At 60.8% G+C, this 23,883-nt stretch carries 15 protein-coding genes, 2 tRNA genes and 4 rRNA genes; 6 read left to right on the top strand and 15 right to left on the bottom strand.

The window, feature by feature from the left end:
• Positions 1 to 53: 53 nt before the first annotated feature.
• Both MU558_RS02485 and MU558_RS02480 read right to left on the bottom strand, forming a co-directional pair.
• Positions 54 to 665 (bottom strand): translation initiation factor IF-2 subunit beta, encoded by a 612-nt coding sequence (locus tag MU558_RS02485; RefSeq protein ID WP_246971681.1) that lies wholly within the window; start codon positions 663 to 665, stop codon positions 54 to 56.
• A gap of 81 nt (positions 666 to 746) precedes the next feature.
• On the bottom strand, positions 747 to 1,130 hold the full coding sequence (locus tag MU558_RS02480) for a DUF5789 family protein (protein WP_246971679.1): 384 nt from the start codon (positions 1,128 to 1,130) through the stop codon (positions 747 to 749).
• Positions 1,131 to 2,804: 1,674 nt separating this feature from the next.
• On the opposite strand from MU558_RS02480, the gene MU558_RS02475 reads away from it, so the two are divergent.
• Positions 2,805 to 7,646, top strand: coding sequence for a S8 family serine peptidase (locus tag MU558_RS02475; RefSeq protein ID WP_246971677.1), 4,842 nt, complete (start codon positions 2,805 to 2,807; stop codon positions 7,644 to 7,646).
• Positions 7,647 to 8,124: 478 nt separating this feature from the next.
• Here MU558_RS02475 and MU558_RS02470 read toward each other — a convergent pair.
• Positions 8,125 to 8,198 (bottom strand) — tRNA-Tyr (locus tag MU558_RS02470).
• 130 nt (positions 8,199 to 8,328) lie between these two features.
• On the opposite strand from MU558_RS02470, the gene MU558_RS02465 reads away from it, so the two are divergent.
• From MU558_RS02465 to ftsZ, 3 genes are all read left to right on the top strand, one after another.
• Positions 8,329 to 8,931 (top strand): double zinc ribbon domain-containing protein, encoded by a 603-nt coding sequence (locus MU558_RS02465; protein ID WP_246971675.1) that lies wholly within the window; start codon positions 8,329 to 8,331, stop codon positions 8,929 to 8,931.
• Positions 8,932 to 9,149: 218 nt separating this feature from the next.
• The gene (locus MU558_RS02460) at positions 9,150 to 9,329 is read left to right on the top strand and encodes a ribbon-helix-helix domain-containing protein (RefSeq protein ID WP_246971673.1); all 180 of its coding nucleotides are present in this window, start codon (positions 9,150 to 9,152) and stop codon (positions 9,327 to 9,329) included.
• 2 nt (positions 9,330 to 9,331) lie between these two features.
• Positions 9,332 to 10,519 carry a cell division protein FtsZ gene (ftsZ, locus tag MU558_RS02455; RefSeq protein ID WP_246971671.1) on the top strand — a complete coding sequence of 396 codons (1,188 nt, stop codon included), beginning with the start codon at positions 9,332 to 9,334 and terminating at the stop codon, positions 10,517 to 10,519.
• Between the two features lie 122 nt (positions 10,520 to 10,641).
• On the opposite strand, the gene ncsA is transcribed toward ftsZ, so the two are convergent.
• Positions 10,642 to 11,610 carry a tRNA 2-thiolation protein NcsA gene (gene ncsA, locus MU558_RS02450; RefSeq protein ID WP_246971669.1) on the bottom strand — a complete coding sequence of 323 codons (969 nt, stop codon included), beginning with the start codon at positions 11,608 to 11,610 and terminating at the stop codon, positions 10,642 to 10,644.
• A 59-nt stretch (positions 11,611 to 11,669) separates the two neighbouring features.
• Positions 11,670 to 12,389 (bottom strand): alpha/beta fold hydrolase, encoded by a 720-nt coding sequence (locus tag MU558_RS02445; RefSeq protein WP_246971667.1) that lies wholly within the window; start codon positions 12,387 to 12,389, stop codon positions 11,670 to 11,672.
• Positions 12,390 to 12,501: 112 nt separating this feature from the next.
• Here MU558_RS02445 and MU558_RS02440 point away from each other — a divergent pair, with 112 nt between their 5' ends.
• Positions 12,502 to 13,155 (top strand): DUF7095 family protein, encoded by a 654-nt coding sequence (locus MU558_RS02440; protein ID WP_246971665.1) that lies wholly within the window; start codon positions 12,502 to 12,504, stop codon positions 13,153 to 13,155.
• Positions 13,156 to 13,310: 155 nt separating this feature from the next.
• Here MU558_RS02440 and rrf (MU558_RS02435) read toward each other — a convergent pair.
• The 8 genes from rrf (MU558_RS02435) to MU558_RS02400 form a co-directional block, all read right to left on the bottom strand.
• Positions 13,311 to 13,432, bottom strand: a 5S ribosomal RNA gene (gene rrf, locus MU558_RS02435).
• 64 nt (positions 13,433 to 13,496) lie between these two features.
• Positions 13,497 to 13,618, bottom strand: a 5S ribosomal RNA gene (gene rrf / locus MU558_RS02430).
• Between the two features lie 119 nt (positions 13,619 to 13,737).
• Positions 13,738 to 16,656, bottom strand: a 23S ribosomal RNA gene (locus tag MU558_RS02425).
• 204 nt (positions 16,657 to 16,860) lie between these two features.
• A tRNA-Ala gene (locus MU558_RS02420) sits at positions 16,861 to 16,932 on the bottom strand.
• Between the two features lie 142 nt (positions 16,933 to 17,074).
• Positions 17,075 to 18,544, bottom strand: a 16S ribosomal RNA gene (locus tag MU558_RS02415).
• Together the 16S, 23S and 5S rRNA genes with 1 tRNA gene alongside form the textbook arrangement of a ribosomal RNA operon.
• A gap of 388 nt (positions 18,545 to 18,932) precedes the next feature.
• The gene (locus MU558_RS02410) at positions 18,933 to 19,721 is read right to left on the bottom strand and encodes an ABC transporter permease (RefSeq protein WP_246971663.1); all 789 of its coding nucleotides are present in this window, start codon (positions 19,719 to 19,721) and stop codon (positions 18,933 to 18,935) included.
• Positions 19,714 to 20,619: an ABC transporter ATP-binding protein gene (locus MU558_RS02405; RefSeq protein WP_246971660.1), complete on the bottom strand. Its 906-nt coding sequence runs from the start codon at positions 20,617 to 20,619 to the stop codon at positions 19,714 to 19,716. Before MU558_RS02405 ends, MU558_RS02410 begins: the two co-directional genes overlap by 8 nt.
• A gap of 72 nt (positions 20,620 to 20,691) precedes the next feature.
• Positions 20,692 to 21,486, bottom strand: a complete 795-nt coding sequence (locus MU558_RS02400; RefSeq protein WP_246971657.1) for a class I SAM-dependent methyltransferase — start codon at positions 21,484 to 21,486, stop codon at positions 20,692 to 20,694.
• Positions 21,487 to 21,590: 104 nt separating this feature from the next.
• Between MU558_RS02400 and MU558_RS02395 the strand changes: the two genes are divergently transcribed.
• Complete coding sequence (locus tag MU558_RS02395; RefSeq protein ID WP_246971654.1) at positions 21,591 to 21,869, top strand: hypothetical protein; 279 nt, start codon at positions 21,591 to 21,593, stop codon at positions 21,867 to 21,869.
• A 226-nt stretch (positions 21,870 to 22,095) separates the two neighbouring features.
• Here MU558_RS02395 and MU558_RS02390 read toward each other — a convergent pair whose 3' ends face one another.
• Positions 22,096 to 22,965, bottom strand: a complete 870-nt coding sequence (locus MU558_RS02390) for a deoxyribonuclease IV (RefSeq protein ID WP_246971653.1) — start codon at positions 22,963 to 22,965, stop codon at positions 22,096 to 22,098.
• A 79-nt stretch (positions 22,966 to 23,044) separates the two neighbouring features.
• Positions 23,045 to 23,872 (bottom strand): lipoate--protein ligase family protein, encoded by an 828-nt coding sequence (locus MU558_RS02385; RefSeq protein ID WP_246971651.1) that lies wholly within the window; start codon positions 23,870 to 23,872, stop codon positions 23,045 to 23,047.
• Between the last annotated feature and the right edge of the window lie 11 nt (positions 23,873 to 23,883).

The following is a 23,883-nucleotide window of genomic DNA, read 5'->3' as shown; positions in this document are numbered from 1 at the left end:
CTGCCGCTATCGTCGTCACGTCGCGGCGAAAATTCGAAGCGTCGAAAACTCCTCTATGCGAGTCGAGCGAACGCGAGATTGCCGGAGATGTTCTCGATGTAGATCTCGACGACGTCGCCCTCGTTCGCGCCCGGCACGAAGATCGTGTACTTGCCTTTCTCGGCGACGCCGTCGCCCTTGCGTCCAGTTCCCGTGATCTCGACCGTGTAGGTCTTGCCCTCCTCGACGGCCTCGCGTTGCTGTTGTTGCTGCTGGCTCGAGGAGCGTTTGGTCACCGGTCTGAACGCCCCGCAGGCGTCACAGCGCAGCATCGGCGTGCGGTCCTCACGGACGAGGCGCGTGTCCGGCAGGCCACACTCCGAACAGAGGACGTACTCCTCGACGTAGGCGTCGACCGCCGCGTCGAAGTCCTGCTGGGAGAACGACCCGTTGTACCGGCCGCGGCCGTTCTCGAATTTGCCGCTGGTACCCAGTTCGCGCTGGATGAACCGGTGGAGGTGCTCGTCCTCTCGTGAAAGGACGTCGGCGATCTCGCCGAGGTTCGTAAACCGCGTGAACGCACCGTCTTTCTGGGCCTGTGCGTCCGGAATCTGCAGTCGCTCTTCGTCGCCCCCGATGTCGGGAACGCTGTCCATCGCTCGGTCGAGACTCGACTCGTAATCCATACACGAGAGAAGTGCCCCGCGACGTAAATCCGTTCTGCTATCGCTTTCGGGCCGCTCCGGCGGTTACCGCATCCGACGCCGTCACAGCGCGTCGCTGCCGCTTTCGCCGAGCGATCCGCGACTCTCCTCGTCGAGTCGCTCGAGGTCGCGCTCCGGATTCGCCTCGTGGACGTCGCCCGCCTCGCCGGTGATCTCGCCGTAGATCGCCTCGCGGGCCTCCGCCGATGACTCGAACTCCTCGTTCGCCAGCCGATCGAAGACGCTCCCGAGCGACTCAGTCTCGTTCGGCAGGTCGATCGTCTCCGTGCCGTACGACGCCGCCAGTTCCTCGCCGCGAACCGGGTACTCGACGTCGCCGAGGTGGTGTTCGACCTCCTCGAGGACGGATTCGGTGGTCGACGCACGCTCGGACTGTCGTCGTTCGGCTCGATCCTGGACGCGATCGAGGTCGTTGTCGTCGCTCACGACTCGAAACTACCGCCACCAGGCGGAAAAACGGCCGGCCGGCGAACGCGTGGCCGAAACTACAGGGAAGTCACGTGCGCTCTATAGTTCTCAATCGAGGTATTATACAGCGTTTTCCGTCGTCGGTGTCGATCCTCGCGTGGCGCGTGATAGACGCCGCCACCGTCGGACTCGCTGGTCGCAGGCCTCGCCGTCCGTGCCGGCGAACGCCCCACTGCCAGTCTGTCCGACCATATCCGTGCTACCCGTTCGACGCCCCGTCTGTCACTCGCTGCCCGTGACCCCTTTTCCGGACTCGAGTCGTCGGGCCGTTCGTCGGTTCGCACCCGATCGAACGCGATCGGCCTGGAGTCTGCCTTCGACTTCGAACCCGTCCGCTCGCGCCTTGCCTCGGCCGCCGAGGCTTACGTACCCTCGAGGCGGACTGCCTCCTGCGGTAGCGGCACCACCACTCGACCCCACCACCTACCGTCGCTACCGCGCGGGTCGACTACGGTCGTCCGAGTCGCGTCGAGCCTGTCTCGACGCCGACGATCGACGCGCTCTCGACCGTCCTCGCCGTCGTGATGGCCGTCGCAGCGTTGCTCGGTCGCTACCTCGAGTGAGTCCGGGGCAACGCCGTTTTCGACCGATCGCACTCGAGCGATCATCAGGGGGTACGACCTCGAGGTGCGCTCAGTCTCCTGCTCGCTGGCCGAGACCGTTGGCGTCCCTCGCCGACCCGCTTCGCTCGACGTGCAGTTGGCGCTGTCACAGCCGAGTGACCGATAAGTATATACTTCCTGGATGGAAGTCTGGTTGTGGGAGAGGGAATACCACGCATACGACCGGCACCTCTGCATGTTTCCCCTCGACCCTCTCCTGGGGGGACAGTATTTTACCCTCGACGAGCAGCCGTACTCGAGATCCGTCGCTATCGCTCACCCAGACGGACGACGCGCTCGACGAACTCGAGTTCGACAGCCAGCCGCCGGTCGATCGGACAAGAGCCGAGCCGTGCAGTCAGTCGATTCGATTCGACGACCGATCCACGACCACGACTTATTGGCAATGCAACAGTTTTTAGAGGGGACGCACGTAACGTACCACCGGGGAAGGCGGCGTTACAGTCCAACCACCCATCCGATCATCGCCCTTTCCCCGTTCGTTACACCGGAAGCAGCGCGAACAACCACGGCTGAAGCCGTCCGCAGAACTCGAGGCGTTCTGATGGTCGACACGAGACCGACAGTCTCGTAAACGCGGACGAAGCGCCGAAACTGGAGATGGCATCCGTTCGTAATGGAGGATACTGCGTCCGGGGTAAGTCTGCCAGCGCCGCTGTCTCGACCCCACAACTCGTCATCCAGACCGGAAAACGCCCACGAATCCGGCCGTGACTCTTCGACGGTACGGCTTCGGGGGCACATCCGAATCGCATTCACAGGCTGACGAGGCGGATTCTCGACCATCGAGATCGGAGACGAGATTACCCCTCCGTTTCTCTCACCTTCTACGGATTTTCGCGGTGCTACCGACTACTATTTTCAGACTGGTAGCTAATCGAGAGTAATTCGTTAGTTACGTTAACGGTCCGTGTTCGTTACGATTCTTGGCTAGAGTCTAATTTTGGACCAACCAGTAGGGACACAGAACATTAAAGTGAATATATTATTTTTTACAATACATTACACAATGCATACGAGAAGCGCAGTATTGCTAGTAGGTAGCATATTTCTCCTTGCGTTAGGAACGGGGATAATCTGGCCAGTGACTGCAGACGGGGGAAGTGTCGGGAACGAGACCGTCAACGAAACCATCAGTGACGTCGAAATCGACTCGACAGTAGCGAACGCTACTGGGGAGACGATGGTCCTCGTTCAGCTCGAGGGCCGCCCGAAACGCGAAGTCACGACGACAGCGACTGAGAACCAGGTTGCAGCGATGCAGTCTCACGCGTCCACGACGCAGACCGCGTTCGAGCGGTTCGCAGAGGGGAATCCGCACGTCGAAATCGAACGGCAGTTCTGGATCACGAACGCGATCCTGGTGACGGTCGACACCGACAAAATACCCATCGAACGGCTCGGGATGGTCGATCACGTGACGGGGCTCCACGAGAATGCCGAAGTCAGGCTAGTGGATGGCACAGCGACCGCCACAGCGGGTCAAAATACGTCTGCGATGGCAGGTAGTTACGCGAATACAACTGCTACCGCAGATCGTTATACGACTACGTACGGTCTGGAGAAAATCAACGCCCCTGACGTCTGGGAGACGTTCGAGACGAAAGGCGACGGGACAAAAGTCGCCGTACTCGATACGGGCTACGATCTTTCCTACGACGACGATATCGGCCTATACACGCGTGACGAGAGCGATCCAACCTATCCCGGTGGCTGGGCCGAATTCGACAGATATGGTAATCAAATTGAGGGATCACAACCATACGACAGTGGAAGCCACGGAACACACGTCAGTGGGACTGTCGCAGGTGGTGATGCCTCCGGCGAGTACATCGGCGTTGCACCCGAGACCAGACTCATGCATGGCCTCGTCCTCCCGGAAGGGATTGGCTATACGTCCCAGATTATCGGCGGCATCGAGTGGGCCGTAGCGGAAGACGCCGCCGTGATCAGTATGAGTCTCGGCTCTCCGTGTGACGATGGATCGACGTACCGACCGCTGTATATCGAGCCTATCGAGAACGCCAGGGCGAGTGGAACGACGGTCGTCGCTGCGACCGGAAACGACGGCGAAGGGTGTAGTGGATCTCCCGGAAATATCTACGATACTATCGGCGTCGGTGCTAGCGATGATACCGACACTGTCGCCGGTTTTTCGAGCGGGGAGATGATCGATACGAGTACTGCGTGGGGCGCTTCCGCCCCCCAGGATTGGCCGAACAGTTACGTGAAACCGGACATCGTCGCCCCTGGAGTGGGAGTGAAGAGTGCATACCCTGGCGGCTACTCCGACTATATGAGATTAGACGGAACCAGCATGGCGACACCCCACGTCGCTGGTGCAATCGCACTCCTCCAGTCTGGCACAGCTGAGGATCTCTCTCCAGCAGAAGTCCGTTCTCTCCTCGAGACCACTGCTGTCGATATCGGCGAGGCCCAAAACCGACAGGGAGAGGGCCGAATAGACGTCCAGGAAGCACTCCTGAAACACTCGAGAGAGAACCTCGAGCCGACGATCACTCCAGAAACGGCGAACGTTTCAGAAGCGACCACAGTCAGAATCGAGGTCGATCATCCGGTCGAGGAGTATCGATGGCAGTTCGGAGATGGACACAGTACGACGACAGCCAAGCCAGAAGTCGTGCACACGTTCGCGGAGACCGGGACGACCACGGTAACTGTAGATCTCGTCGACGCTGGTCGAGAGAACTACACGGCGGAGGCGACGGTCGACGTCGTCGACGAAATCTTACCCACGGCACGACTCGAGGCCAACCGAACCGAAGGCGTCGAGGCAGGGATCGGTGCGGTTGAATTCAACGCAAGTGGATCAGCAGACAATTATGGAATCGACCACTACGAGTGGGCGATCGACGGCGAGACCGTTCGGACGACTACCGCTCCGAGTACCAACTTCACGTTCGACACACCGGGGAATACGACTGTGAATCTCACCGTCGTCGACAAGTCCGAGAATGAAAATACGACGACGGTGGATATCACGGTCGTCGATACGACCAGTCCAACGGCGGCGTTCGAAGCTCCCGACGAGACGATCGTCGATACGAAAACGACGTTCAATGCAACTGGATCAGTAGATAATCACGAGATCGCCCAATACGAATGGACGTTTGGCAACGAGTCCACTGTAGCGACCGGGGAACCAGTCACGACACACACATTCGAGGAGCCTGGCAATCAGACCGTGACTCTAAACGTCACCGACCCATCCGGGAACACGAACGTGACAGACGCTGCTGTCGTAGTTCGGGCCTCACCGTCGACCGCGATCGAAACTCCAAGCGATGGTGTAGCTACCAACGACAGTAACGTAACGGTGGAGTATACGCTCAGTAATACAGATCTCGAAAATACGTCTAAAGCGCAGTACCGGATCAGCGGTGCGAACGACGAACCGATCGTCGACTGGACGGATAGTCCCTTCGAGCAAACGGCGGAACCACGACAGTTCGCCGTACCTACAGGGGAACTTTCAGACGGCACCTATACGATCAGCGTGCGACTGTTGGACGGCAACGGGACGGTGCTGCCGTTCGAGACGGCTACCGACAATCACACGGTCTCCGTCAAAGCCACGGAGCCCGAACTATCGGTTGACGTCCAGCCCGCCAACGAACAGTACATGTATGTGAGTCAATACAACCCCGGTGTCATCAACGTGACAGCGACGGACCCCAGACACGAGTCGACGACTGTGACGATAACGGGGAGTGAAAACGAGACGATCGACGAATGGAATGTCTCTAACGAAACAGGTGCCGGTGGAGTTGCCACGGTCGAATGGGGAGCCATCGACGACTCGGGTATCCCGGTCGGAAGTGGGAGCTACGAGATCAGTACAACCACAGTCGATGACCTCGGAAACACCAACACTAGTTCGACAGTAGTTGAGGTGGATACTAGCGCACCGAATATCTCCGTTGATTCTATCGACGGGACAGCCGACTACGACGGCGACGTCTATCTCAACGATTCATCTAGCCTTACGGTTTCGGTTCACACCAGCGATCGGCAGATAGATCCGGGTTCGATCGACGACGTGTCGGTCTCACTCGAGGCGGCGTTTACCAACTATCGTCATGAAGCGACCGCCGAGCGAGGCACCGAAAACACCTGGACGGCAACCGTTGCCGGATCAGAGCTGCCAGACGAAGGCCAGTATTACATCCGCGTATCGGCGACCGATTCGGCGAACAATACTAACGAAACCGTTGCTGACACGTCAGTCGTCTCTGATCAGACAGAACCCGAATTGAGTGCAGCCATCACCGATTTCGAGGGAGTGACTGCCGGCGTCCGCGTTCGCTCGAACGAACCGCTCACGGATAGCCCCACACTCGTTGTAACTGGCCCCGACGGGAACGAAACTCCCGTCGAGAACCTCTCCAGACGATCACCGACTACATGGACGAACTCGTTCGAGACCGACGATGCCGGGAGCTACGTGCTGACTGCAAGCGGTGTCGATCTCGCAGGAAATCACGGTACTGATACGGCGAACGTGACGGTCCAGCCCGAGACTACCACTGACAATCGGACGGTGACGGTCACCAACGAGCAAACGGGAACGTTCGTGACACTCAATACGAGTGAGGATATCAACGAGTCGTCTCTCACGCTGTCGGAAACACAGACGCCGCCACAGCAACTCGAGTCCGACACGGTCGGGGTCAGGTTCCTAACGGTGGTTCTCGGTGACGAACTCGACCAGACCCTCACGAACGCGACCATCGGCATTCCAGTCGAACAGGAGCAACTACCCGAGACCGTGAGAGCTGACGATGACCAAGTACGACTCCAGTGGTACAACGAGAGCGGAAACCGCTGGGAGCAGCGGAACCTGACGGTTCGCCAATTCGACGCTGAAGATGGGACCCTGATCGATGGCGAGTACTGGGTTACGACTGTCGATGAGTTCTCGACCTACGGCGTAACGGTCGCCGACGACAGTCCGCCCGAACTCGTCGATGCCACACCTACAGACGGCACAACACTCGATCACGACACCGAGGCTGTGACAGTCGAACTCGAGTATGCCGATAACATCTCTGCTATTAACACCTCGGCGCTCGAGCTACACATCGACGGAAAGACAGTAACCAACGACGAGCGCACAGAGATCACCTCGAGGACAACTGTCTACGAGAATCTCTCTGTTGGGTCTAACGAGTCCTATACGGTCGAACTCGACGTCGCTGATGAAGCGGGTAACGAACAACGGATCGAGACGAAGTTTGAGGTTGCCGCTGAGCAGGGGGACGATAGTGGTGATGGCAACAACGGTGGCGGCGGTGGCAGTCTGCCCGCCCTGCCGCGTGATAGTGACGACGGCGGCAATGAAATCCCCACGCCGACGGCAGTGATCTCGATCGATCCCGATCCAGCGACGGTCGGCGAGGAGATCACGTTCTCGGCTGCGAACTCGACCGACAACGAACGTGAGATCATCTCCTACGAGTGGGAGATCGACGGTGAATCGTTCACCGGCAAAACGGTCACCACCTCGTTCGACGAGGCAGGGACCTACGATGTCGACCTCACCGTCACAAACGATTTTGCGGAGCCTGACACTGCGACGGACACCGTTACCGTTGAAAAGACAGAGGATTCCACGGGAGATGGCGCTGACAGAACTGATGATGGCTCAGACAGAACAGGCGACGACTCTGACGAAACCAGCGACGATTCAGCCAGTTCCGACACTACCTCTGATAACACTAGCGGTGATGACTTGGATGACAGTGGTGCTCCTCTGCCCGGCTTCGGCATAAGTATTGCACTCATCGCGATTCTCTCGTTTGCGATGCTATCGCACCGGCGGCAGAACTGACGAATCGCCGTTCAACCGCCTTGTAATGGGTGTGATTTAGGAGGGTTGTGCTGCGCGGGTTCTGTCTCCCCACCCTACTCGCTCACGTTCGTTCGCTCCTCGAGGGTGGGAGCTTAGAACCCTCACCAAACCGCTAAAGAGAACAGCGAGAGTTCCACGGGTCACCCGACCCGTGGTACTTTACGAGTTCTCCCCCATGCTAGCAACACGATTGGTGCTGTCATACGTCGAAAACGAAGGCCTGTTGGAACGCTGGCGAGACGTGAGAACTACACCAGAAGTACTGCTGGGGATTCTGGCCACCGACGAGATCGGCCACTAACTACAAAAATCGCTATAGGGCGGTGACCCGTTACAGGGACCCTGTTCGCTTCGCTACGGGGGCAGATCCAGATGATTCTCGGTTCCGCCGATAGAGGCTCTAAAATCTCCGAAAGTTAGGCTTCCGGGTCCAGCTACAATTCGGCTGAGAATGTAGTCCGCTCTCCCCGATTTGAACGGGGGGCAAGCCGATCTACAGTCGGCTGCTCTACCAGGCTGAGCTAAGAGCGGTCACTCATACGTAGCAGACGAAGACGACATAAGGGTTATTATTCGAGTCGGCGGAGTATGACACCTGTCACACAATACCGAATGATTGATGTGGATGTAATTAGAAATAGGCGAAGTATTCAGACCGCCTATGGGGAAGATCACGTTCCGCGCCGACGACGACCTCGTCGACGAACTCGAGGCACTCGACTCGTCGAAGAGTGAGGTGATGCGAGAGGCGCTTCGCGAGTACCTCGCTGCGTCCGCGAGCGACGACCGCGACGACCGCGACGACCGTCTACGAACGGAACGGACGGCTGATCCCCAGACTCGGACGATCCCCGAGTCACCGACACGCCGCCCTAGCATCGACGACCTCGTTCGCGAGTGCGTCGACGACGTTCTCGAGCGACGACTCGCCGAGCGGCACGACGACACGACGGACGTGAACGTCACGATCGCGCTCGAGGGGGTCGAGGGAGACACTCGTAAGACAGCCGTCGACGGAGCCACGCGTCGGACGGCGACTCGGCCGGACCAGCGCCCGGTGGAGTCGGCGACGTCGGACGACAGCCGCCAGTGTGACCAGTGTGGCGATCCACTCGACGACGAACACGTCTACTGTCCGAACTGCGGCGAGAAGGCCTCGAGACGACTGTTCTGCGAGTGTGGTGACGAGATCCGCTCGGACTGGTCGTTCTGTCCCGGCTGCGGTCGACGGACGCCTGCAGCGGACGTCCTGGAGTCAGGCTGAGACGTCGTATCAACGAAACTGACTTACGTAATACGGAAAAATTCACGTCTTACGAAAGTTTTATTGCTCATGGCAGAGTTGCCACAATCGCGTAAGACGGTTTGTCTTACACACCGGATCGGTGGCCGGTTAACCGGCGAACGACCGTGGTTCGGCGTGTAAGACACGACGTGTCTGACAGGGGCGCGCGCCGTCTTACCCAACAGGGGAATACAACCATGGAGCGTGTGACACTGCGGATTCCGAAACAGCAGATCGAAGAGGTCGAACAACTGGTCGACTCTGGCGAGTTCCCGAACCGGAGCGAGGCGATCCGGTCGGCCGTTCGCGAGATGATCAACGAACAGAACGACGGCCGTCACGAACAGTCTGGTAAACGCGGCTGGGCCAAGGTGTAACGATGCAGGACATCGTTCAGGAGGCCCTCGAGAACGCCGAAGAAGAAGCCCGCGAGATGGACGCGTCGCTTGACGACGACGAGTTCGGTGACCCCCGCATCGTGATCATCGGCTGCGGTGGCGCGGGGAACAACACGATCAACCGGCTGTACAACATCGGCGTCGACGGCGCTGACACGGTGGCGATCAACACCGACAAACAGCACCTCAAAATGATCGAGGCCGACACCAAGATCCTGGTGGGCAAGTCGCTCACGAACGGACTGGGTGCCGGTGGCGATCCGTCGATGGGCGAACGTGCGACAGAGATGGCCCAGAGCACCATCAAGGACGTCCTCGGCGATGCGGACCTCGTGTTCGTGACCGCGGGGATGGGCGGTGGCACCGGCACGGGTGCCGCGCCCGTCGTCGCGAAGATCGCGAAAGAACAGGGTGCCATCGTCGTCGGCATGGTCTCGACGCCGTTCAACGTCGAGCGCGCCCGCACAGTGAAAGCCGAAGAGGGCCTCGAGAAACTGCGCGAGCAGGCCGACTCGATCATCGTGCTCGACAACAACCGGCTGCTCGACTACGTCCCGAACCTCCCGATCGGCAAGGCGTTCTCGGTGATGGACCAGATCATCGCCGAGACCGTCAAAGGAATCTCCGAGACGATCACTCAGCCGAGCCTGATCAACCTGGACTACGCCGACATGTCTACGATCATGAACCAGGGCGGCGTCGCCGTCATGCTGGTCGGCGAGACCCAGGACAAGAACAAGACGCGCGAGGTGGTCAGCGACGCGATGAACCATCCGCTGCTCGACGTCGACTATCGCGGCGCATCCGGCGGTCTCGTTCACATCACGGGTGGACCCGACCTCACGCTGAAGGAGGCCGAGGGCATCGCGGACAACATCACGGAGCGACTCGAGGCCAGTGCAAACGTCATCTGGGGCGCCCGAATCCAGGAGAACTACAAGGGCAAGGTCCGAGTGATGGCCATCATGACCGGCGTCCAGAGCGCGCAAGTGCTCGGCCCGACGACGCAGAAACAGGCCGACAAGTCCCGCGCCAGCATCGAGGGGCTGTCCGACGCCGACTTCGACGCCAGCAACAACGTCGAGACGTCGACCGCGAACTTCGGTACGCAAAGCGACGGCGGCCGCGACGAACTCGAGCGAAACAACGGCGTCGACGTCATCCGATAGCGTCCACGTCCGCGGTTCGACTGTCGTCTGACGGTTCTCCCTCTCGTCGTTCACTTTTCACCGACGTGACGACCGAACTGTCGAAAACGTCCCGTAAACGGGCTTAAAACGACGTTTTGGTGTTATACCGCGTGGATCGACTCGAGTAACGCACACTTCCGACAGCGTTCGCGCGTGGTCGTCGCGCCACACTCGATGCACTCCCGGAGGTCGTCGCGCTCGTCGTCAGCCGCGTACTGGTCGGCGACGATACCCGCGAGCTCCTCGTATCCCGAGAGGATCGAGTGGCGAGTCCCAGGGTGGTTCTCCTCGAGGTCGTACAACAACTGCTGGATCTCGCCGCGGTAGGCTTCGCTCGAGTGGGGACACTCGGTGATGTGAGCTGGCAGGTTCGCGAGGTGAGCGTAGAGGGCGACCTCCTTTTCGGGGACGTCGCGTAGCGGCTTCGCCCGGGGGACGAACTCCTCCTGTTCTTCGCGTTCCGAGAGCGGACCGAGGCTCGCGTCGAAGTGTTTGGCAATCTGGGCGACGTCGCCCTCGAGGAAGTTCATCAGCGCGGTCTGGGCCTCGTCGTCTAAGTTGTGGCCCGTCAGCAGGAGGTCGGCGTCGAACATCTCGGCGTACCGCGAGAGGAGGTCCCGTCGAAAGACGCCACAGTAGGCACAGGCGGCCATGTTCTCGGGATCGTCCTCGACGACGTCGTCCATCCGGATGTCGAACTCCTCTTCGTAACTGACGACCTCGTGGCGAATCCCCAGGTCGTCGGTGAGATCGACGCAGGCTGCGAGCGACTCGTCACGATAGCCCTCGATCCCTTCGTGGATTGTCAGCCCGACGAGTTCGATTCGGGGATCCTTGGCGAACGTGTCGTGGAGGATCTTCGTGAGAACGACGCTGTCTTTGCCGCCAGAGAGACCGATCACCCACGTCTGTGGGTCCTCGGGTGAAGCGTCTCCGGGGACGAGGTCGTCGCGTCGGACGCGCCGTCGGACGCGCCGTTCGACGGATTCGCGAAAGTGAGACTCACAGAGGTGCGCGCCGGAGTAGGCGGCGTGCATGACCGCCTCCTCGTCACACCGATTGCACTCCATCGCCGTCACGTAACAGCCTCGAGCGGAAACCCGTTTCGTTCTCGGGTTCGAATCGGCGGTCAGACCGTGACTGGACGTCGCTGTTCGACGGCAGTGGCACCTTCCTCGAGTGCGGCCAGGACGACGTCGACGTACGTCTCGCGCTCCGGCGCAGAGAACAGTTCGTGGCCGCCGTCGTAGAGGACGACGTGCTCGGGCGGAATGCGTTCACCGATGGGCCGCAGGCTGATCACCGGATCCCGAAGCGAACAGAAGACGACGGCGTCGTGGTCGATCGTCAGTAGTTCCTGCTGTGCGCGGCGCGTCTCCCGGACGAACGCCGGCGAAACCCACCGTGGGAGCGTCGCAAGCTGGTGGTCGGTCGCCAGTTCGCCGAGCGCATCCCTGTCCATCCCGCCGACCGGGACGAACGGGAACGCCGTCGGTATCTCTGCGAGCAGATCGAGCGCGAGGTCGGGGTAGGCGTCGCTGTACCCCCACCACGGGCTCAGGTAGACGTGGTTCTCCGCACCGTCTAACGCCTGGCCGACCAGCGCGCCCGCGCTGTGGCCAAGCAGCTGGTAGCCCTCGAGGTCGACGACGTATTCGGCGATCGGCTCGAGCCAGTCGGCTTTGAAATCGTCGACGTTGGTCGGCAGTTCGAACGCGTGGACGCGATAGTCGGCGTTTGCGAGCGTTCCGATCAGCCAGCTGACGTTCTCGTGGGTCCAGCGGTTGCCCCAGCCCATCACGAAGACGAGGTCTTCCTCGCCGTCCTCGTTGAAGATCCGGTGTCTCATACCGGTTCGTTCACCAGCAGCGACCAAAAATGTGGTCGGTTGACACGAGCTGTCTGAGGCGACGGCGACCAGACGAGAAACCGTTTTCCCCACGCCGGACCAAACGCCACCGATGAGCGGATTCGACCGCGAGGCGGCCGTCGACCGGGTCGAAGAGATCGTCGACACCGTCGAGGACGAACGGATGCCGGTTCCCGTCCGTGAGGTGTGGGTCTACGGCGACGTCGCACTCGGCCTCGATCCGATCGACCGACTCGACGTCTACGTCACGAAAGACGTCCTGCTGCGCGACGACCCCGGCGGCGAAGACGAGTTCGTCGAGTCACACGGCGTTCGAGGAGTTGGCAAATCGGTCCGAGCCGACTGGGCTGTCGAGTATCCCGAGTACCTCCGGGCGAACGCCAACGGCCACGCGGCTCCCGAGAAATGCCTTGCCGCCCACCTCCTCTCTGGCGACGAGCCGATCCACCTCGAGGTCTGCAACGCCTCCTTCGAGGACAACGTCACCCAGCGGCTTCGCGGAGCACAGTTACGCGAGGACTACACGCAGCTGCTCGATCCGCGCGGGGTCTGTCTGTGGGTCGACGGCACCCGCAGCGAGGAGGCGTTTCGCAAACTCCGCGAGAGCGAGTTCGCGCTTCCGACGCTGTCGGCCGCCCTCGAGATGCTCGGTATGGACGAAAAGGAAGCGACGGCTGCCGCCGAGGAGGTCCACGCCTGGCGCGACGAGCAAGACGGCATGACGGTTCGTGGCGACGTCGTATGATGGCTATCCGTATCGAAAATACACTGCTGGCACCGTTATCGAACGTTTGTTCATAACTGTATATTACTGTCGGGAAATCGTGTCTTTCTGATCAGAGACACCGAAAGAACCCACGAGAACGTACGTAGTTACCACTCTCGAGTGTGAAGTATGAGTGAAAGCGGCGAATCGGTGTTCCCAGAGGGTCGCCCACTCCAGTAGTGACCGATACGCAGGCGAGCTTATCTTCCGTGTTCGGAATGGGTACGGGAGTGACCTCGCCGCTGTGGCCGCTGTAAGACCGATCGGCGGAATCGAACCGCCGTCAGACCACTATCGGTATCGTTGATGTGAATATGAATGGTCGGCGGCGAATCGGTGTTCCCAGAGGGTCGCCCACTCCAGTAGTGACCGATACGCAGGCGAGCTTATCTTCCGTGTTCGGGATGGGTACGGGAGGTGCCTCGCCGCTGTGGCCGCCGTAACGCCGATCGACGGAATCGAACCGTCGTCACACCTGGCCAGGATCGGTGGAAAACCGTGTGTATGTGTAGTCCAGTTAGCGCCTGGACCCGTTCGCGGGTCCTGTGATCCATGCGAAATGAATGGTGGCTCGACCGGTTAGTGCTCGCGGGCTCAACGCCTCGTTGCCTTGGCGCGTACACCCCGAGTCTATCGAACTCGTCTTCTACGAGTGGTCTCGGTGGTTCCTCGTTTCCAGGTGGGTTTCGAGCTTAGATGCGTTCAGCTCTTACCCCGTGGTGCGTCGCTGCCCGGCACGTGCTCTCTCGAACAACCGGTACACGAGTGGCACCCATTCGTAGTTCCTCTCGTACTATACGAACGTTCCCGTCAGGAACCATAACACCCCCAATAGATAGCAGCCGACCTGTCTCACGACGGTCTAAACCCAGCTCACGACCTCCTTTAATAGGCGAACAACCTCACCCTTGCCCGCTTCTGCACGGGCAGGATGGAGGGAACCGACATCGAGGTAGCAAGCCACCCGGTCGATATGTGCTCTTGCGGGTGACGACTCTGTTATCCCTAAGGTAGCTTTTCTGTCAGCAATTGGCCGCATCAAGCAGCCTAATTGGTTCGCTAGACCACGCTTTCGCGTCAGCGTCCGTCGTTGTGCCGGACACTGTCAGGCTTCCGTATGCTCTTGCGCTCTTTCCCGGGTCTCCGACCCGGGTGAGGAAACCTTGGGGCGCGCTCGATATCTTTTCAAGCGCGTACCGCCCCAGTCAAACTGCCCGGCTACCAGTGTCCTCCGCCAGGAGTGAGAGTCGCAGTCACCATCGGGTAGTATTTCAATGTTGCCTCGGTGGCCCGCTAGCGCGGGTACCTGTGTAGTGGCTCCTACCTATGCTGCACAATGGCGACCACGTCTCAGTGACAGCCTGCAGTAAAGCTCTATAGGGTCTTCGCTTCCCCTTGGGGGTCTCCAGACTCCGCACTGGAATGTACAGTTCACCGGGCCCAACGTTGGGACAGTGGCGCTCTCGTTGATCCATTCATGCAAGCCGCTACTGAAGCGGCAAGGTACTACGCTACCTTAAGAGGGTCATAGTTACCCCCGCCGTTAACAGGTCCTTCGTCCCCTTGTACGGGGTGTTCAGATACCTGCACTGGGCAGGATTCAGTGACCGTACGAGTCCTTGCGGATTTGCGGTCACCTATGTTGTTACTAGACAGTCGGAGCGCCCGAGTCACTGCGACCTGCCCCTTTCCGGGGCAGGCATCCCTTATTGCGAACGTACGGGACTAACTTGCCGAATTCCCTAACGTCGGTTATTCCCGACAGACCTTGGCTTTCGCCGCCACGAGTACCTGTGTCGGATCTCGGTACGGACAGTGTGCTCGCCTTTTCACGGGCTCTAGGTTGACCTGACTTGCGCTATCCAGCCATTCGGTCGCTTCGTGCCGTTACGGCTTCCACGAACTTCGACTGTTCGACCGGGCGATAGCCCGGCTCAGGCGGCCCCAAAGCGTCGGCTTTGGATGCACACTGGCATAGGAATATTAACCTATTTCCCTGTTGTCTCATTCGAGTTGCGGTGAGACTTAGGACCGGCTAACCCTCAGCTGATTAGCATTGCTGAGGAACCCTTACTCGTTCGGCCGTCGGGGTTCTCACCCGACTCACGCTGCTACTATGACCAGGATTTTCGTTACTGCACGGTCCACACGAAATCTCTTCCGTGCTTCCGCCCGAACAGAACGCCAACCTACGGGATCATCCTTTGACGGATGCCGCCAGGTCTCGGTGGTGGACTTGAGCCCCGATCATTTTCGGCGCCCCGAACCTCGGCCGGTAAGCTGTTACGCTTTTCTTAGAGGGTAGCTGCTTCTAAGCTCACCTCCCGGCTGTCTAGGGCTCGGGACCACCTTCGATCGCACTTAGTCCACACTTGGGGACCTTAACCCAGCTCTGGGTTGTCTCCCTCACGGTACACAGGCTTACCCCGCATACCGGACTCCCTGCGTCAAGCGGCGTCCGTAGGTTCGGAGTTGGACAGGGAGGCTCACTCCTCTCGGAGTGAGGGCTCCCAATCCGTCGCTCTACCCCACGGACTACCTCGGCAGAGGTCATGCTTCGACATGTTTCGGTTGGAACCAGCTGTGTCCGGATTCGATGGGCCTTTCACCCCTAGACATAGGTCACGCGAGGGTATTGTAGGACACCAACGCTATCGGGCCTCCACGTGGCTTTCGCCACGCTTCACCCTGCCCACGCCTAGATCATCCGGTTTCGGGTTGTGCCCGATTGACTCCCCGCGCTTGAACACGGCGGCCCTCGCACAAAGTGCTGCGGCCCTGTCGGTTTCCCTGCGCCTTCCCCGATACTCGGGTTAGACTTGCCAATCAGGCACACTCCCTGGTTCGTTTTTCAAAACGTACGACAGAACATCGGCTTCCAACGATTTTTACTGTACCCTCGCGGGTAGGTCATTTCTCGTTGGACCTTGTATGCCCTGTCGCTCTATCGCCAACTGAGTTCACGCACTATTTCACCTCCCTGCTGGGGGTGGTTTTCAGCGTTCGCTCACGCTACTTGTTCGCTATCGGTCTTGAGGAGTGTTTAGTCTTCGCGGTCGATGCCCGCGAGATTCACGAGGGATATCCAACCCCCGCTACTCTGGAGCTGACGCGTCTCTTACTCAACGACAGTACGGGACTGTCACCCTGTTTCGTGCTCCGTTCCAGGAGACTTCGTGTCGCCTTTCGGAGAGTGAGAGTCAGTCCGAACACCACATTGCCCGAAGGCTTCGGTTTGGACTGCGTCGCGTTCAGTCGCCCTTACTAACGACATCGCGGTTGCTTTCTTTTCCTGCCGGTACTGAGATGTTTCAATTCCCGGCGTTCCCCATTGCGCGAAGCAATTGCGGTGGGGATTCCCATTCGGAGATCCCAAGTTCTTCCCCTCCGTGCGGGTCCCTTGGGCTTATCGCAGCTTGGCACGTCCGTCATCGGCTCTCAAGCCGAGCGATCCACCAGTTGGCACAGTAGCCACGTTCGTCGGATCAAAGTGACCCGGGAACGGGTCCAGTGGACGCCTGGACTACACGTACACACGGTCTCATCTGCAACACCAGTAGACGGCTGGCGTGCATTGACCCTTCCCAGCCACGTTTACACGGACTGGTGCATCGGTTTCGTTCGGATTCAATCGTCGGGCCGTCTCCCACTTAAGGGATACGATCCGAGATTTCCTCCGAGAGATGGACCCACAGGGATTCGAACCCTGGGCATCCTCCTTGCAAAGGAGGCACTCTACCACTGAGCTATGGGCCCACCCTCGTCGAGCCGATCGGGGCCCGACGAGGAGCAAGTGTTAGCCTCGACAGTTCAAAGGTGCCCGGTCGGCCACTCGCTGGAGTGGTGACCGAACGTGGACCGCGAAGTTGAGCCACCCCGTCGGGGTGGTCTCGGTCTGTGGAGGTGATCCAGCCGCAGATTCCCCTACGGCTACCTTGTTACGACTTAAGCCCCCTTGCGAAGCCCAGATTCGACCCCGGAATCGGGGCCTCATCCGGACCTCACTCGGGTGCTTTGACGGGCGGTGTGTGCAAGGAGCAGGGACGTATTCACCGCGCCCTTCTGAGGCGCGATTACTACCGAATCCAGCTTCATGAGGGCGAGTTTCAGCCCTCAATCCGAACTACGATCGAGTTTCGGAGATTAGCGTCGCCTTTCGGCGTAGCATCCCACTGTCTCGACCATTGTAGCCCGCGTGTCGCCCAGCACATTCGGGGCATACTGACCTACCGTTGCCCATTCCTTCCTCCAGTTTGGCACTGGCAGTCCTCCTAATGTACCCATCAACCACGTGGGTCATGCTGGCAATTAGGAGTGTGGGTCTCGCTCGTTGCCTGACTTAACAGGACGCCTCACGGTACGAGCTGACGGCGGCCATGCACCTCCTCTCAGTAGCTCCAATAAGCTCATCACACTGATCTTCACGGCTACTGTCGGTGCTGGTGAGATGTCCGGCGTTGAGTCCAATTAAACCGCAGGCTCCTCCGGTTGTAGTGCTCCCCCCAATTCCTTTAAGTTTCATCCTTGCGGACGTACTTCCCAGGCGGTCTGCTTCACGGCTTCCCTACGGCACAACACTGGCTCGTAGCCAGTGTCACACCTAGCAGACATCGTTTACGGCTCGGACTACCCGGGTATCTAATCCGGTTCGTGACCCGAGCTTTCGTCCCTCACCGTCGGATCCGTCTTCCAGAGGCGCTTTCGCCACCGGTGGTCCGTCCAGGATTACGGGATTTCACTCCTACCCCGGACGTACCCCTCTGGTCTTCCGGTCCCAAGCCAGGCAGTTTCCGCCGGACGCCCGCACGTTAGGCGTGCGGATTTCCCGACGGACTTGCGTGGCCGGCTACGGACGCTTTAGGCCCAATAATAGCGGTCATCACTTGGGCTGCCGGTATTACCGCGGCGGCTGGCACCGGTCTTGCCCAGCCCTTATTCGTGTACCTCCCTACGGTACACAAAAGCGAGGACGATATGCCCTCGCACTGGGAGTCCCCTTATCGCACTGGCGTGCAGTGTAAAGGTTTCGCGCCTGCTGCGCCCCGTAGGGCCCGGTATCTTGTCTCAGATACCGTCTCCGGGCTCTTGCTCTCACAACCCGTACCGATTATTGGCACGGTGGGCCGTTACCCCACCGTCTACCTAATCGGCCGCAGTCACATCCTGTCGCGCCGGAGCGTTTCGAGCTCGCGCCACTCCAGGCAGCGAGCCGTATGCGGGATTAGCCTCAGTTTCCCGAGGGTGTCCCGCTCGACAGGGTAGTTTGACCACGTGTTACTGAGCTATTCGCCACGAGTCTGAACTCGTACGACTAGCATGGCTAAATCGGACTCCAATAGCAATGACCTCCGGCAGGATCAACCGGAATGCTATTCCCTGGCAGAGCCAGGGAGGTTTGGCGGTGAATGTAGGTACACACTCACACTATGGGTCCACGTTCGGCGACTCCAGATCGAGAGACCGATCAGGCGTCACCGAACTGTCGAGGCTAACATCAGATCCCATCTGTACGGCGGACCGCAGGGGTGGGGTCCTCATCTTCTGCGTACTCATTCGTAACCGGTGGTCACTACTTAAGGCCTACGAACCGACTCTTCAAAGGTAGTGAGTGTCAATCGCATTTGAGGGGCGTATCTTCACTTTTCAACCCTGCGATAAGACGAGGACCTTCCTCGAGATATAGTTTAAACCACTACCGACGGCGGGTTTCACAGGTAACGGAAGAACTAGTTACTACGGAAACGATCCGTCGGTGGTCAATCGACGTCGATTTGCGTGAACCACGTTGCACTGGCGACGAGGAGGATAGCCGCCATCGCGAGCAAGACGCCCGCAGAGACGGGATCGTACGTTCCCTCGAGTAGGATCTCGTTCGGGTCGTAGTACCGCATCGGCGCGATCGCGCCCACGACCTCGTAGTCGGTGTCGGCGAGCAGCGACTCGAGCAAGAACAGTCCGAAGGTGACACCGAGTGCGACCCGCTGTGCGATCGACGTCCGGTCGAAGACGACGGACGCGAGGAGGCCGATTCCGGCGCAGGCGAAGAGGTAGGGGATCGATAGCAGGTGGACGACGAGCAGGTCCACAGTCGAGAGCGACTCGCCGATCAGTTCCGCGCCGACGAGGACGACGACTGGTGTCAGGACGTTGACGAGGGCGATCGGGACCGCGAGTGCGGCGAACTTCTCGCCGACAACGCGCGCTCGAGAGATAGGCAGGGAGAGCAGGATTTCCATGCGGCCGCGTTCGACGTCGTCGGCGATGGTGCTCGCCGCGCTGTAGGCAAAGTACAGTCCGAGCAGGATCACCCAGCCGAACATGTAGAGTTCGACGGCGAGAAAGCCCTCGAGCGACGCCATCGTCCGAATGCCCATCACCTGCAACATGGGCTCGGGGTAGGCCCGGAGCAGTTCGTCCATGTTCATCGAGTCGCGAAACGAGGGGTAGACCCAGATCACGAGCGCCGCGAGTGTCGCGAGACCGATCGAGAGGTAGACGCCGCCTTTTACCCTGGTTCGTCCCTCGTACCGCGAGAGTTCAAACATCGTCACCACCGCCGTAAAAGCGCATGAAGACGTCCTCGAGCGGAGCCTCCTCGATCGAGAGGTCGAGCAGGACGTACGACCGGAGTCGCTCGAGTAAGACGTTGACGTCGCCAGTGAACGTGAACGTACACTCGGCGACACCGTTCTCGTCGCGCTCGGTCGTCTCGAGGTCGTAGACGCCCTCGAACTCGAGGATTTCCCGCGGGATGGGGTCGGAAGCGTGCAGGCGGACGACTTTGCCGCTGCGGTCGAGGAGGGTGTCGACGGGTTCGACGGTGACGAGTCGGCCGTCGCGGATGATGCCGACGCGATCGCAGAGCCGACGGACTTCGCTCAGGACGTGCGAGGAGAAAAAGACCGTCACGCCGCGGTCGCGTTCGTCCCGGAGGAACTCGGCGAAGCGCTGTTTCATCAGCGGGTCGAGTCCGTTCGTCGGTTCGTCGAGGATCACGAGATCGGGGTCGTGCATGAACGTCGTCACGAGCCCGAGCTTCTGGACGTTCCCCTGTGAGTACTCGCGAACCTGTCGGTCGAGCGGCGGGTCGAACAACTCGAGTAACTCCGCGCTGCGCTCGTCGCCTTTGAGCTCCGCGTGTAACTCGAGGATCTCCCGGCCCGTCGCCGACTCGTCGAACGCCGGGTCGTCGGGGAGGTAGCCGATCCGGCGTTTGGCCTCGATGAGCGCTCGCTCGTCGGTGATCTCGTAGCCGAGCACCCGTGCCGTCCCGGCCGTCGGCGAGAGAAAGCCAAGCAGCGTGCGGATCGTCGTCGTCTTCCCCGCACCGTTCGGGCCGAGGTAGCCGAATATCTCGCCTTCCCCGACCGTAAACGAGAGGTCGTCGTTGGCGAGCACCTCGCCGTAGTCTTTCGTGAGTCCCTCGAGTTCGATGACGGCCATACCGTCGACTAGACAGGAGGGATATATGGACCTGCTGGCGGTCTGGTTCGTCTCGCGTCCGTCCCGTCGCCGTCACACACGTCCGACGGTCACGTAGAACGGTACGACTTCCGTCCGGCGGTACTCGCCGTCGCGCATCTGGTCGACGACGGTTCGCCCCATCTCGCGCCACGCGTTTTTGAGATCGTCGTATCCTTCCGCAGAGAGGTCGCTCTCGAGCATCGTCGCCCGGTCACCGGCCAGTCCGGCCCCCGTCGCCTTTCGCCGCGCGGCGGCGAGGGCGTGTTCGTCGTACGGCGGGGCGATCGTCCGGTCGTGATCGTACCGTAGTGTCTCGAGGACGTCCACGCCGGCGTCCGCGAACGCGTCTCGCGTCTCCGCGCCGAGGGTGACGTCGGTCTCGACGCCCTTGAGGTAGGCCCGGCGAGCCCGCCGCTCGAGTCTCGCCTCCGCCGGGACGCTCGAGTCGACCCGGACCGCGCCGTTGTCGGGTTCGACGGCGGCCACGAGGTCGCTCGAGACGCGGGCGAACTCGTCGACGGCGGCGGCGGGGTCGGGGAGGTTGATCAACAGTGCCTGACAGACGACGAGATCGAAGGCGTCGTCCGGGAACGGCAACCGCAACGCGTCGCCCGCGACGACTGGGACGTGTTCGCGGGCGCGCTCGAGCAGTCCCACGTCGGCGTCACAGCCGACGACCTTGCCCGGACACTCGGCGGCGAGGACGCGGCTCAACTCGCCGGTGCCACAGCCGACGTCGAGGACGCGCTCGCGGTTTTCCAGCTCGAGCGGGGACAGAGCGTCCCGGGAGTCGGCCCACATTCCCTCGCGGGTCCAGGACAGGTAGTCGGCGGAGAACTCGCGCACGCAAGCGGGTTGGGCCGTCTCGAGTAAAAACGGGTCGATTCCGGGTCGCAACTCGAGGGACCGATGGCGATCATTTAAGTGTGAAACGGCCGCTCTACGGAGCTATGGCACAAACTGTCGACGACCTCCGGAACGAGATCCGACAGGCCGTTGGACGATACGAACGCATCGAGTCGACGGCCTTCACGAAAGAGGCCCTGGCTGCGATCTGTGACGCCGTCGACTACGACGTCGACACGGACGACCGTCCCTCGAAACCGCAGATGCGTGCGGGTATCCTCTGGAAAATCGGCGTCATCGACGAAGACGATCCGGCCAGTGCCGAGCGTCCGTTCCGAAAGGCAGAACTCGAGGCGATCGCAGCCGCGCTCGAAGACGAGTAGCGAACGGAACGCACCATCGTTGGCGATCAATAGAGAGGGCGCGTGCCCCGTATGGGGCACCCTGACCGGGCGACGACCACTCTGTCCGATCGCTGTCAGCCGCCCGAGCGGTCGCCGAGACGTCACGTACGCGCTCGCGACTATCGTGCTCGGCAACTGTCGTCATCCGCTGTTGCCAGCGGCGACCGACTCGATATCGGGTACGTCCTGACCGTTGTCCGGTATCTCACTCCTCGCGCAACTCTTTGACCTTCTGGATGTTCCAGGCGAAGCCGCGGCCGTCCTCGGTGGGCGTCTCGAGCGCAAAGGGCAGGTCCCGAAGGTCGGGATGGTTCACGATCGCGCGCATGCCGTCCTCGCCGATGTAACCCTCGCCGATGTGGGCGTGTTCGTCCTTGTGGGTGCCCACGTCGTGTTTCGAGTCGTTGAGGTGGATGTACTCGAGGTACTCGAGGCCGACCACGTCGTCGAACCGGCCGACGGTCTCGTCGACGGCCTCGGGCGTGGTGAGGTCGTTGCCCGCGACCAGCGTGTGGGCGGTGTCGATGCAGATTCCGATGTCGGTCTCGGTGCGGTCGATGATTCCCGCGAGGTGGTCGAACTCGCCGCCGAGTTTGGTGCCGCTGCCGGCGTCGGACTCGATCAGGATCGTCACGCCCTCGGGAACGTCGAGGTCGTCGATGACGCCTGCCGCGTTGTCGAGCCCGCCCTCGACGCCCGCGCCCGTGTGGGCGCCGAGGTGGACGTTTACGTACGGAATTCCCAGTGTGTCGGCGGCGTCGAGTTCGGCCTGCATGCTCTCTTTGGACTTCCGGCGGAGATCCTCTTTGGGCGTACAGAGGTTGACCAGGTACGACGAGTGGATCACCCACGGCCCCTCGAGTTTTTCGTCGCTTTCCTCCCGAAAGCCTGCGGCGGCCTCCGCGGAGATTTCGGGTTTGGCCCAGACCTGCGGCGAGGTGGTGAAGATCTGCCCGCAGTTGCCGCCGAAGGCGACCTGTCGGCAGACGGCGTTGCGGATGTCGTCGTACGGCGGCGTCTCCTCGTCCGATGAGACGCGCGATCCGGAGATCGAAACGTGTGCACCGACGTTCATGGCACGGTGTCAGTACCGGGCGATGAAAGGTACTTCGAACCTGCTCGAGCGTCTGCTCCGGGTGTTCGCCCGCCTCGATCTACTTCGGGCGCTCGCCCGCATCGAGCACTTCCCGCCTGCGACGCCACGCGTCGGTGCCATACTTGCGGGCGGCAAGGGCGCGCGCGTCCTCGAGTTCGCCCTCGCACCAGGACCCGGCGTCGGCGTCACACCACTTCGCGAGCGCGTCGACGATCGTCTCGACGGCCTCCTCACGGTTGATCCCGGCCTGCTCGCGGATGCTCGTCACCCGATCGGTGAACGTCTCGGTCGAGACGTCGTGGCCGGCGAAGACTCCGAGGTGTCGCTGTGGCTCGAGGTCGTAGCTGATCGAGCCGTGCTGGATCACGACGTCGCGCTGGCGGTACTGGGCGTTGCCGCTGATCTTCTGCCCATCGGCGACGACGTCGTGTGCCGGGTGGATGTCCCGCAGGTAACACGACGGCTGGTAGATCGCTGCCTGCGCTTCGCTGGCGAAGTCGGCGTCGACGCCCATCCGCTCCAGGGCTGCGAGGATCGGCTCGCAGAACAGGCCGTAACACTCCATCAGATCTCCGGGAACCTCCGCGGCGGGCGCGACGATCGTATACGAGATGTCGGCGTACGAGTCGTGGTAGATCCCGCCGCCGCCGGTCTGGCGGCGAGTGACGCCGATCCCTTCCCGCTCGCAGAAGTCCCAGTCGACCGTCTCGGGTTCCTGCCGGTAGCCAAGCGAGAGCGTGCTCGGTTCCCACGAGTAGACGCGGACCGTCCTGACGTCCTCCTCGAGTGCCGTCTCCCCGGCGACTTCCTCGAGTGCCATCTGCATCGGTCCGTCCCGCGGCTCGTCCCTGATGACCCGCCACTCCCGGTCTGCGAGGTCGGTCATGCTCGAGACCT

It is taken from the genome of Natribaculum luteum, assembly GCF_023008545.1.
GTDB classification, from domain to species: Archaea; Halobacteriota; Halobacteria; order Halobacteriales; family Natrialbaceae; genus Natribaculum; species Natribaculum luteum.
Note: the sequence above shows the minus strand (reverse complement) of the source record. Positions and strands in the feature narration are given on the sequence as shown.